An 11281-nucleotide genomic window follows, 5' to 3' on the forward strand; every position below is an offset into this window, starting at 1 on the left:
TATTTTTTTGTGGTTGTTTTTCCCGCCCCCGGGGGGGTTTTGTGGGGGGCCACTTTGTTGGGGGGGTGCCTCTCGGGGGGTCCCTTAAACTTTGGGGGGGGGGGCCCCCCCCCCCCCCCGCCCCCCCCCCCGCTGCCAGTTGACGCGTCCGCGGCGTCGTGTGCCGTCAGACTTCCACGACGACCGGGAGGATCATCGGCCTGCGGCGATAGGTGTCGGAGACCCACTTGCCGAGCGTGCGGCGGATGAGCTGCTGCAGCTGGTGCGGCTCCACCACGCCGTCCTGGGCGGAGCGTTCGAGTACCTCGGTGATCTTCGGGATCACCGCGCTGAAGGCCGAGTCCTCGATTCCCGAGCCGCGGGCCTGGACGTGCGGACCGCCCGTGATCTTGCCCGTGGACGAGTCGACGACCACGAAGACCGAGATGATGCCCTCGTCGCCGAGGATCTTGCGGTCCTTCAGGGCCGGCTCGCCGACGTCGCCGACGGAAAGTCCGTCGACGTAGACGTATCCCGCCTGGACCTTGCCCGAGATCTTCGCCTTGCCCTCGACGAGGTCGACGACCACGCCGTCCTCGGCGATGACGATGCGGTCGTGCGGGACGCCGGTGAGGGCGCCCAGCTCGGCGTTGGCCCGCAGATGGCGCCATTCGCCGTGGACCGGCATCAGGTTCTTCGGCCGGCAGATGTTGTAGAAGTACAGGAGCTCGCCCGCCGAGGCGTGTCCTGAGACGTGGACCTTGGCGTTGCCCTTGTGGACGACGTTCGCGCCCCAGCGGGTCAGGCCGTTGATCACGCGGTAGACCGCGTTCTCGTTGCCGGGGATGAGCGACGACGCCAGGATGACCGTGTCGCCGTCGACGATCCGGATCTGGTGGTCGCGGTTGGCCATCCGGGACAGGGCCGCCATCGGTTCGCCCTGTGATCCCGTGCAGACCAGGACCACCTCGTGGTCGGGGAGGTCGTCGAGCGTCTTGACGTCGACCACCAGGCCCGGCGGGACCTTCAGATAGCCGAGGTCCCGGGCGATGCCCATGTTGCGGACCATCGAACGGCCGACGAAGGCGACCCGGCGGCCGTACTCGTGGGCCGCGTCCAGGATCTGCTGGATGCGGTGGACGTGGCTGGCGAAGCTCGCCACGATGATCCGCTTGCGGGCGCCCGCGAAGACCTGGCGCAGGACGTTGGAGATGTCGCGCTCGGGCGGGACGAAGCCCGGGACCTCGGCGTTCGTCGAGTCGGCGAGGAGCAGGTCGATGCCCTCCTCGCTCAGCCGGGCGAACGCGTGCAGATCGGTGAGGCGCTGGTCCAGCGGAAGCTGGTCCATCTTGAAGTCGCCGGTGTGCACCACCATGCCGGCCGGTGTGCGGATGGCCACGGCGAGGGCGTCCGGGATCGAGTGGTTGACCGCGACGAACTCGCAGTCGAAGGGTCCGACGCGCTCGCGGTGCCCCTCGGCCACCTCCAGGGTGTAGGGGCGGATGCGGTGCTCCTGGAGCTTCGCCTCGATGAGGGCGAGGGTCAGCTTGGAGCCGATCAGCGGGATGTCGGGCTTCTCCCGGAGGAGGAAGGGGACGCCGCCGATGTGGTCCTCGTGGCCGTGCGTGAGGACGATGCCGTCGATGTCGTCGAGGCGGTTCCTGATCGACGAGAAGTCCGGCAGGATCAGGTCGATCCCCGGTTGCTCCTCCTCGGGGAAGAGCACGCCGCAGTCGACGATGAGAAGACGGCCGCCGTACTCGAAGACCGTCATGTTTCGGCCGATTTCACCGAGGCCGCCGAGTGGGGTGACCCGCAGGCCGCCCTCGGGGAGCGGCGGCGGCGAGCCGAGTTCAGGATGCGGATGACTCAAAAGACTCTCCTCACCACACGCGCCACGTACCGGTGGGCACGTGGCGCGCGTGACGTTCGTGCATGAGCAGTTGTCGTTGTGGGGCGCAGGCACCGGTGGCCCGCTTATTCAGTTGTGAAGCCTGTCGTGCCAAGTCTGTTGTCAGAGCTGTACCCCGCCGGCGGCAAGATCGATCTTGAGCTGGGCGATCTCTTCGGGCGTGCACTCGACCATGGGTGCGCGCAGGGGGCCCGCGGGCAGGCCCTGGAGGGCGAGGGCGGCCTTGGTGGTCATGACGCCCTGGGTGCGGAACATGCCCGTGTAGACCGGGAGCAGCTTCTGGTGGATCTCGGTGGCCTTCTGCACGTCACCCGAGACGAAGGCGTCGACGAGGGCGCGCAGGTCGGGCGTGACGAGGTGGCCGACGACCGAGACGAAGCCGACGGCGCCCACCGAGAGCAGCGGCAGGTTCAGCATGTCGTCGCCGGAGTACCAGGCGAGGCCGGAGCGGGCGATGGCCCAGCTGGATCGGCCGAGGTCGCCCTTGGCGTCCTTGTTGGCGACGATGCGGGGGTGCTCGGCGAGCCGGACGAGCGTCTCGGTGTTGATCGGGACGCCGCTGCGGCCGGGGATGTCGTAGAGCATGACCGGCAGTTCGGCGGCGTCGGCGACGGCCTTGAAGTGCCGGTACAGGCCCTCCTGCGGGGGCTTGTTGTAGTACGGCGTGACGACGAGGAGGCCGTGCGCGCCGACCCTCTCGGCGGACCGGGCCAGCTCGATGCTGTGGTGGGTGTCGTTGGTACCGACGCCGGCCACCACATGGGCCCGGTCGCCGACGGCCTCCAGGACCGCCCGTACGAGGTCCGCTTTCTCCGCGTTGCTGGTGGTCGGGGACTCACCGGTGGTGCCGTTGATGATCAGGCCGTCGTTGCCTGCGTCCACCAGGTGGGTGGCGAGCCGCTGTGCGCCGTCGAGGTCGAGTGCGCCGTCCGCCGTGAAGGGCGTGACCATGGCGGTGAGGACCCTCCCGAAGGGGGTCTGCGGAGTCGAGGTCGGAGCCATGGGGAACACGCTACTCGCTGCTCCGTGTGCGGTCTGCCCAAGGGGTGCGGGATAAGTCAGGACAAATGCGGAGCCCGGTACTGCCTGCTCGGGGGTTCAAGCAGTACCGGGTCCGTTTGATCAGGCTAGATGAACTTCTCCAAATGCCGCAATACGGACACTTCGCCAGACTGGCCCGTACGCCCGCGCCCGGCCGGAGAGGTGGGATTCACTACGGCGCCACACGGCCGTTCGCGTTGAAGGCGGCGTACGTGAGCGGCATCAGCCTGGCCCACTCGGCCTCCATCTTCTCGCCGACCATCTCGATCTCGCGCTGCGGGAAGGAGGGGACCTTCGCCAGCTCGTGCTGCGTGCGCAGACCGAGGAAGTGCATCAGCGAGCGGGCGTTGCACGTGGCGTACATCGAGGAGAAGAGCCCCACCGGCAGGACGGCGCGGGCGACCTCGCGGGCGACGCCCTCCGCCAGGAGCTTCTGGTAGGCCGTGTACGCCTGCTCGTACGACTCCGTCAGCACACCGGTGACCGCGGCGCGTTGCGCAGGAGTGCCTTCGACGAAGACGTACTTGCCCGGCCGGCCCTCCTGCACGAGCTTGCGCGACTCGCCGGGAACGTAGAAGACCGACTCGAGCTCCCGGTAGCGGCCCGACTCCTCGTTGTACGACCAGCCCACGCGGTGCCGCATGAACTCACGGAAGACGAAGATGGGGGCGCTGATGAAGAACGTCATCGAGTTGTGCTCGAACGGGCTGCCGTGCCGGTCGCGCATCAAGTAGTTGATCAGTCCCTTGGACCGCTCGGGGTCCTTCTGAAGCTCCTCCAAGGACTGCTCGCCCAGGGTCGAGACGCGGGCGGCGAAGAGGACGTCGGCGTCCGATGCACTGGATTTCACCAGCTCAACGGTGACATCACTGCGCAGGTACGGCTTGGGGGCATCGCCGGAGGTCACGGGAGTCCTTCCATCACGTCTTGGGTTCGCGCCCACTGTACGGGGCAGCCCGCGACCACCGTGGCAGCACCTGGAGTCTGTGACTTGTCGGGAATTAGGGCACCTTTTGGGGCTCTCGTGCGTCTGTGTAGGTGACAGTCATCAGTTCGATCCCCGAGGGGAGAAGCACCGCCCATGTTCCGTCGTCGTGAGCCTGTCCCGTTCGCCTTCGTCGCCGAGGCCGACCGGTTCCGCGGCAATGTCGCCCCGCCGCCCCGCGAGCGGGCCTCGTTCGGTCAGCTCGCCGGGCGGTCGCTGCTGGGGCTGACCCTGCTCGCCGGGCTCGTGGGCGCGCTGGTCCTCGGCATGCCGGCGCTGTCCACCGACACGCATGCACCGGCCCAGCAGTCACAGGCCTCCCAGGGGCGCTGACTCCTTCGGACCCCCGAGGCTGGTGAGCTGGGACACCGCCGGATAACCTCACCGGGCACAGCCCACGTATGGAACGAGTGAGGACCAGCCGTGCCCCTGCCCTTCCTGACGGCCGACCGAGCGTTCGACGCAGCCGACGATCTCGCGCTGCCGTATCACGACCGCGACCGCTGGCAGCGGCCCTACCGACCCGGCCCGTGGCGGGTGGGGGCCGCGGCGCTGTGGCTGCTGCTCGCCTCGTTCGTGCTGTTCGCCGCGGTCATCATCGCGTTCACCGCGTCGGCCGCCGAGTCCGCCGTGGTCTTCGGTATCGCGCTGGCCGTCATCGCGGGCGCGCTGCGGCTGCTGCGCGTGGGGGCGTGGGTGAGTACGCGCGGGCTGCGCCAGGTCAGGTTCCTCGGCACGCGGACGACCCCCTGGGCCGAGGTCGCGTCCGTGCGTACGGTGCAGCAGCCGGTGCGCTGGCTCGGCCTGCCGCGCACAGTACAGGGACAGGCGCTGATCCTCGTCCGCCGGGGCCGTGCGCAGCAGGAGGCGCCGGTGCTGATGACCACGCACAACGCCGACTTCCTGGCCCGGCACGGCTCGTTCGACCGGGCGGCGGACACGATCGAGGCCTGGGCGGCGGAGAACGGGCGGCACTGACCCGGACCCGGCGCTCACCACACTCACCGCATTCACCGCATTCACCGCATTCGCGCCGAAGGGGCCGGCCCGCACTGTCGCGGGCCGGCCCCTTCGGCGTGAGCGGAGGCTGGTGCTGTGGCCGGGAAGGTGTGCGGGCCGGTGCGCCTTCCCGGCCACGGCGCTAGCCGTCGTGCAGCGCGATCGCCCGCTGCATCGCCTTGCGGGCCCGCGGAGTGTCGCGGGCGTCGTGGTAGGCGACCGCGAGCCGGAACCAGCTGCGCCAGTCGTCGGGCGCCGCCTCCGTCTCGGCCTTGCGCCGGGCGAAGACCTCGTCGGCCGAGTCACGGTCGATACGGCCGGAGGGCGTGCGCTCGAGCTCGTCGACGGGCAGGCCGCCCTCGGCGTCGAGCTCGGCGGCGAGGGCGTTGGCCCTGCGGACGAACTGGGTGTTCTTCCACAGGAACCACAGACCGATCACCGGCAGGATCAGGACCGCCACGCCGAAGGTGACCGTGAGGACCGTGCCGGACTGGATGAGCATGACGCCGCGGCTGCCGACCAGGACGAAGTAGAAGACCAGGACGGCGGCCGTGACGGCGTAGGAGATCTTCGCGCGCATGACGGTCGGTCGCTCAGCCCAGGTCCAGGAAGTGTTCCAGGCCGAAGGTCAGGCCCGGCGTCGTCACCACGCGGCGGACGCCGAGCAGGATGCCCGGCATGAAGCTGCTGTGGTGCAGGGAGTCGTGGCGGACGGTCAGCGTCTCGCCCTCCCCGCCGAGCAGGACCTCCTGGTGGGCGAGGAGACCGCGCAGGCGGACGGCGTGCACCGGGACGCCGTCGACGTCCGCGCCGCGCGCACCGTCCAGGGCCTTCTGAGTCGCGTCCGGCGCGGGCGCCGAGCCGGCCTTCCGGCGGGCCTCGGCGATCAGCTGGGCGGTGCGCGTGGCGGTGCCGGAGGGAGCGTCCACCTTCTTCGGGTGGTGCAGCTCGACGACCTCGACGGACTCGAACCAGGGCGCGGCGATCTGGGCGAACTTCATCGTGAGGACGGCGCCGATGGAGAAGTTGGGCGCGATCAGCACACCGGTCCGCGGGGAGGCGGCCAGCCAGCCGTTCAGCCGCGCGAGCCGCTCGTCGGTCCAGCCCGTCGTGCCGACGACCGCGTGGATGCCGTGGCCCACGCAGTACTCGAGATTGGCCATCACCGAATCGGGGGTGGTCAACTCGACCGCGACCTGGGCGCCGGTCTCCGCGAGCGTCTCCAGCGTGTCGCCCCGGCCGAGGGCGGCGACCAGCTCCATGTCCTCGGCCGCCTCGACGGCCCGTACCGCCTCGGAGCCGATGCGGCCCTTCGCGCCCAGGACCGCCACGCGCAGCTTGCTCATGTCTCTTGCTTCCTTACGGGAGTTACCGACGACGGATGTCAGGCGACGGCGTCGTGCAGACGGGACGCCTGCTTGTCCTTGAGCGGGCCGATGACCGACAGGGAGGGCCGCTGTCCCAGGATGTCGCGGGCGACCGCACGGACCTCGTCGGGGGTGACCGACGCTATCCGCCTCAGCATCTCGTCGACGGACATCTGCTCGCCCCAGCACAGTTCGCTCTTGCCGATACGGTTCATCAGCGCGCCCGTGTCCTCAAGGCCCAGGACCGTGGAACCCCGGAGCTGGCCGATGGCGCGGCCGATCTCGTCGTCGGTCAGACCGTGCTCGGCGACGTGGTCGAGCTCGTCGCGGCAGATCTTCAGCACGTCGTGGACCTGCGAGGGCCGGCAGCCGGCGTAGACGCCGAAGAGGCCGCAGTCGGCGAAGCCGGAGGTGTACGAGTACACGCTGTAGGCCAGGCCGCGCTTCTCGCGGACCTCCTGGAACAGGCGGGAGGACATGCCGCCGCCGAGGGCGGTGTTCAGCACGCCCAGGGCCCAGCGGCGGTCGTCCGTACGGGCCAGGCCGGGCATGCCGAGGACGACGTGCGCCTGTTCGGTCTTGCGGCCGAGCAGTTCGACGCGGCCCGAGGCGCGGACCGCGCGGCGGCCGTCGCGCGGGCCGACGGGACTGGCGCCGGGGTCGCCCAGGGCGCCCGCCTTCTCGAAGGCGGCACGGACCTGCCGTACGACCTTGCCGTGGTCGATGTTGCCCGCGGCGGCCACGACCAGGTGGGTGGGGTCGTAGTGCCTGCGGTAGAAGCGGCGGATGCGGTCCGCGGTGAGGGCGTTGACCGTGTCGACCGTGCCGAGGACCGGGCGGCCGAGGGCGTTGTCGCCGAACATGGTGTGCGCGAACAGGTCGTGCACGCAGTCGCCCGGGTCGTCCTCGGTCATGGCGATCTCTTCGAGGATCGCGCCCCGCTCGACGTTGACGTCCTCCTCGAGGATGAGCGAGCCCGTCAGCATGTCGCAGACGACGTCTATGGCCAGGGGCAGGTCGGTGTCGAGCACGCGCGCGTAGTAGCACGTGTACTCCTTCGCCGTGAACGCGTTCATCTCGCCGCCCACCGCGTCGACGGCGGCGGAGATGTCCAGCGCGGACCTGCGCCCGGTGCCCTTGAAGAGCAGGTGCTCCAGGTAGTGCGTGGCGCCGTTCAGGGCGGGGGTCTCGTCGCGGGAGCCGACGTGCGCCCAGATGCCGAAGGTCGCGGAGCGGACCGAGGGCAGGGTCTCGGTGACGATGCGCAGGCCCCCGGGGAGGGTGGTCCTGCGGACCGTGCCGATGCCGTTCTCGCCCTTGATGAGGGTTTGGGTACGGGCGACGGCCCGCGCCTCCGAGGAGGTGCGGGCCGTCGCCTTGAAGCCACGGGACGTCACTTGTCGCCGTCGTCCTTCTTCTCGTCGCCCTCTTCGCCCTCGATGACCGGGATCAGGGAGAGCTTGCCGCGGGAGTCGATCTCGGCGATCTCGACCTGGACCTTCTGGCCCACACCGAGGACGTCCTCGACGTTCTCCACGCGCTTGCCGCCGGCGAGCTTGCGGATCTGCGAGATGTGCAGCAGACCGTCCTTGCCCGGGAGCAGCGACACGAACGCACCGAAGGTGGTGGTCTTCACGACCGTGCCCAGGTAGCGCTCGCCGACCTCCGGCATGGTCGGGTTGGCGATGCCGTTGATCGTCGTACGGGCGGCCTCGGCGGCCGGGCCGTCGGCGGCACCGATGTAGATGGTGCCGTCGTCCTCGATCGTGATCTCGGCGCCGGTGTCCTCCTGGATCTGGTTGATCATCTTGCCCTTGGGGCCGATGACCTCGCCGATCTTGTCGACCGGGATCTTGACCGTGATGATCCGCGGTGCGTTCGGGGACATCTCGTCCGGCGTGTCGATCGCTTCCATCATCACGTCGAGGATGTGGAGGCGGGCGTCACGGGCCTGCTTGAGCGCGGCGGCCAGGACGGAGGCCGGGATGCCGTCCAGCTTGGTGTCGAGCTGGAGGGCGGTCACGAACTCCTTGGTGCCGGCGACCTTGAAGTCCATGTCGCCGAAGGCGTCCTCCGCACCGAGGATGTCGGTGAGGGTGACGTAGTGCGTCTCGCCGTCGATCTCCTGGGAGATCAGGCCCATGGCGATACCGGCAACCGGGGCCTTGAGCGGCACACCGGCGTTCAGCAGCGACATGGTGGAGGCGCAGACCGAGCCCATGGACGTCGAGCCGTTGGAGCCGAGGGCCTCGGACACCTGGCGGATCGCGTACGGGAACTCCTCGCGCGTGGGCAGCACCGGCACGAGCGCGCGCTCGGCGAGGGCGCCGTGGCCGATCTCGCGGCGCTTCGGGGAACCGACGCGGCCGGTCTCACCGGTGGAGTACGGCGGGAAGTTGTAGTTGTGCATGTAGCGCTTGCGGGTCACCGGCGACAGGGTGTCCAGCTGCTGCTCCATGCGGAGCATGTTGAGGGTGGTGACGCCCAGGATCTGGGTCTCGCCACGCTCGAACAGCGCGGAGCCGTGCACGCGCGGGATGGCCTCGACCTCGGCGGCCAGGGTGCGGATGTCGGTGACACCGCGGCCGTCGATGCGCTTCTTCTCCTTGATGACGCGCTCACGGACCAGGGTCTTGGTCAGCGAGCGGTACGCGGCGGAGATCTCCTTCTCGCGGCCCTCGAACTCCGGCAGGAGCTTCTCGGCGGCCAGACCCTTGACGCGGTCCAGCTCGGCCTCGCGCTCCTGCTTGCCGGCGATGGTGAGCGCCTGGGCGAGCTCGGGCTTGACGGCGGCGGTCAGCGCCTCCAGGACGTCGTCCTGGTAGTCGAGGAAGATCGGGAACTCGCCGGTGGGCTTGGCGGCCTTGGCGGCGAGGTCCGACTGGGCCTTGCAGAGCACCTTGATGAAGGGCTTCGCGGCCTCCAGACCGGCGGCGACGACCTCCTCGGTGGGCGCCTCGGCGCCCCCCTGGACCAGCTTGATGGTCCCGTCGGTGGCCTCGGCCTCGACCATCATGATCGCGACGTCGCCGTCCTCCAGGACGCGGCCGGCGACCACCATGTCGAAGACGGCGTCCTCGAGCTCGGTGTGCGTCGGGAAGGCGACCCACTGGCCGTTGATCAGGGCGACGCGGGTGCCGCCGATCGGGCCGGAGAAGGGCAGACCGGCCAGCTGCGTGGACGCGGACGCGGCGTTGATCGCCACGACGTCGTACAGGTGGTCGGGGTTGAGGGCCATGATCGTCTCGACGACCTGGATCTCGTTGCGCAGGCCCTTCTTGAAGGACGGGCGCAGCGGGCGGTCGATCAGGCGGCAGGTGAGGATCGCGTCCTCGGAGGGGCGGCCCTCACGGCGGAAGAAGCTGCCGGGGATCTTGCCGGCGGCGTACATCCGCTCCTCGACGTCCACCGTCAGCGGGAAGAAGTCGAGCTGGTCCTTGGGGTTCTTGGAGGCGGTGGTGGCCGACAGCACCATGGTGTCGTCGTCCAGGTACGCCACGGCGGAGCCGGCGGCCTGCTTGGCCAGGCGGCCCGTCTCGAAGCGGATGGTGCGGGTGCCGAAGGAGCCGTTGTCGATGACGGCCTCGGCGTAGTGGGTCTCGTTCTCCACTAGCGTTTTCTCCTCGTCTTCGTCCCTCCTCGCCCGTGTGGCGGGGGGACGGTTGCGGAGAAGCGCTCCGTCTGGTGCGGGCCGGTCTTCGATCGAAGCACCCGGGGTTCGCATTCCCCGGGGGCCACTACCGAGGACCGGCGGCGGCGAGGTAGCGCTTCTCCTCGTTCCTCTCGTGATGCCTGCCCCGTGGGCACGGCACGTCACGCTGTGTCGTACGTATTGCGTTGTGCTACCACACTACAAAGCGGGAGTGACACTCCGCACGTTTCCGTACGTACGGCAACGGCAAAGGGAGCGGTCCCCCCACTCGCGGGAACCGCTCCCTTCACGGCGTCTTACTTGGCGCCCGCCGCACCGCGGCGGATGCCCAGGCGGTCGACCAGCGTACGGAAGCGCTGGATGTCCTTCTTCGCCAGGTACTGCAGCAGCCGGCGGCGCTGACCGACCAGGATCAGCAGACCACGGCGGGAGTGGTGGTCGTGCTTGTGGGTCTTGAGGTGCTCGGTCAGGTCCGAGATCCGGCGCGAGAGCATGGCGACCTGGACCTCGGGGGAGCCGGTGTCGCCCTCCTTCTGGCCGAACTCGGTGATGATCTGCTTCTTCGTGGCGGCGTCGAGCGACACGCGTACTCCTCGTGGTCTTCCGGTGGCCTTCGAGTGCCCCCGGTCTTTGTCTCGGGGGAGCTTCCGTTACTCGGGAGGCGGGGATCCGCTGGGCGCGGCCTCCAGTGCCTGCAGCTCTGCTGCGGTGGCTCCGGGGGTGCGTACACAAACGGCCGTCAGCCAGGGTACCAGGCAGTCGGGGCCCTTCTGCCCGTGTCACCCGAGCCGGGGGAAACCGGGAGAAGGCCGGAAGCAGGCACGGACGGCCCCACTAGGGTGAGCGCACGGGTCGTTCGCGTGCGCCGGGAACGCGTACGCAGGGAAGGGGTCGCTGCGCATGGCGGAGACGGAAGAGCAGATCAAGGCGCGCAAGGAGCGGGAGCGGGACGAGCTGTACGCCCTGGACATCTCCGGCGTGCAGTGGCAGAGCGCGCCCGGCACGGAGGAGCACGAGGAGCGGGTCGAGATCGCCTACCTTCCCGGCGGGGCCGTGGCCATGCGCTCCTCGCTCGATCCCGGCACGGTGCTGCGCTACACGGAGGCCGAGTGGCGCGCCTTCGTCCTCGGCGCACGGGACGGGGAGTTCGACCTGGAGCCCGCGCCGCAGAACGGCAACCGCGCGGCCGACGCGTAGGTCCGCCGTACGGCGGGGTGGGGGTCGTGGGCCGGCCTCGCCCCGCCGTGGGGCGGGGGCGGGGGGGGGGGGGCGGCGGGGGGCCCCGGGGCGGCGGGGCCGGGGGGGCCGCCCCCGCGCCCCGCCGGCCAATCGCCGGAGGCACGCCC

11 protein-coding genes are annotated in these 11281 nt (G+C 69.9%); 3 read left to right on the forward strand and 8 right to left on the reverse strand.

Going from position 1 to position 11281, the window contains the following annotated elements:
• Positions 1-166 precede the first annotated feature (166 nt).
• From ACIRPX_RS45555 to thyX, 3 genes are all read right to left on the reverse strand, one after another.
• Positions 167-1852, reverse strand: a complete 1686-nt coding sequence (locus ACIRPX_RS45555) for a ribonuclease J (protein ID WP_404206072.1) — start codon at positions 1850-1852, stop codon at positions 167-169.
• Between the two features lie 141 nt (positions 1853-1993).
• The gene (gene dapA, locus ACIRPX_RS45560; protein WP_404206073.1) at positions 1994-2893 is read right to left on the reverse strand and encodes a 4-hydroxy-tetrahydrodipicolinate synthase; all 900 of its coding nucleotides are present in this window, start codon (positions 2891-2893) and stop codon (positions 1994-1996) included.
• A 211-nt stretch (positions 2894-3104) separates the two neighbouring features.
• Positions 3105-3839: an FAD-dependent thymidylate synthase gene (gene thyX, locus ACIRPX_RS45565; RefSeq protein WP_404206074.1), complete on the reverse strand. Its 735-nt coding sequence runs from the start codon at positions 3837-3839 to the stop codon at positions 3105-3107.
• 174 nt (positions 3840-4013) lie between these two features.
• On the opposite strand from thyX, the gene ACIRPX_RS45570 reads away from it, so the two are divergent.
• Complete coding sequence (locus tag ACIRPX_RS45570; RefSeq protein WP_404206075.1) at positions 4014-4250, forward strand: hypothetical protein; 237 nt, start codon at positions 4014-4016, stop codon at positions 4248-4250.
• A gap of 90 nt (positions 4251-4340) precedes the next feature.
• Entirely contained in the window at positions 4341-4895 is a 555-nt protein-coding gene (locus ACIRPX_RS45575; RefSeq protein ID WP_404206076.1) for a hypothetical protein, read from the forward strand.
• 163 nt (positions 4896-5058) lie between these two features.
• Here the strand turns inward: ACIRPX_RS45575 and ACIRPX_RS45580 are convergent, their stop codons facing one another.
• The 5 genes from ACIRPX_RS45580 to rpsO all read right to left on the reverse strand — a co-directional run bounded on the left by ACIRPX_RS45580 (position 5059) and on the right by rpsO (position 10519).
• Positions 5059-5496: a hypothetical protein gene (locus ACIRPX_RS45580; protein ID WP_404206077.1), complete on the reverse strand. Its 438-nt coding sequence runs from the start codon at positions 5494-5496 to the stop codon at positions 5059-5061.
• Between the two features lie 13 nt (positions 5497-5509).
• Positions 5510-6262 (reverse strand): 4-hydroxy-tetrahydrodipicolinate reductase, encoded by a 753-nt coding sequence (gene dapB / locus ACIRPX_RS45585; RefSeq protein ID WP_404206078.1) that lies wholly within the window; start codon positions 6260-6262, stop codon positions 5510-5512.
• A gap of 38 nt (positions 6263-6300) precedes the next feature.
• A complete protein-coding gene (locus ACIRPX_RS45590; RefSeq protein ID WP_404206079.1) occupies positions 6301-7680 on the reverse strand; it encodes a M16 family metallopeptidase in 1380 nt (459 codons plus the stop codon).
• A complete protein-coding gene (locus ACIRPX_RS45595) occupies positions 7677-9893 on the reverse strand; it encodes a polyribonucleotide nucleotidyltransferase (protein WP_404206080.1) in 2217 nt (738 codons plus the stop codon). Before ACIRPX_RS45595 ends, ACIRPX_RS45590 begins: the two co-directional genes overlap by 4 nt.
• Before the next feature lie 338 nt (positions 9894-10231).
• Positions 10232-10519 (reverse strand): 30S ribosomal protein S15, encoded by a 288-nt coding sequence (rpsO, locus tag ACIRPX_RS45600; RefSeq protein ID WP_067301615.1) that lies wholly within the window; start codon positions 10517-10519, stop codon positions 10232-10234.
• 316 nt (positions 10520-10835) lie between these two features.
• On the opposite strand from rpsO, the gene ACIRPX_RS45605 reads away from it, so the two are divergent.
• A complete protein-coding gene (locus ACIRPX_RS45605) occupies positions 10836-11132 on the forward strand; it encodes a DUF397 domain-containing protein (RefSeq protein WP_404206081.1) in 297 nt (98 codons plus the stop codon).
• Positions 11133-11281: the final 149 nt, after the last annotated feature.

The organism is Streptomyces sp. NPDC101225, from assembly GCF_044767585.1.
Taxonomy (GTDB): Bacteria; Actinomycetota; Actinomycetes; order Streptomycetales; family Streptomycetaceae; genus Streptomyces.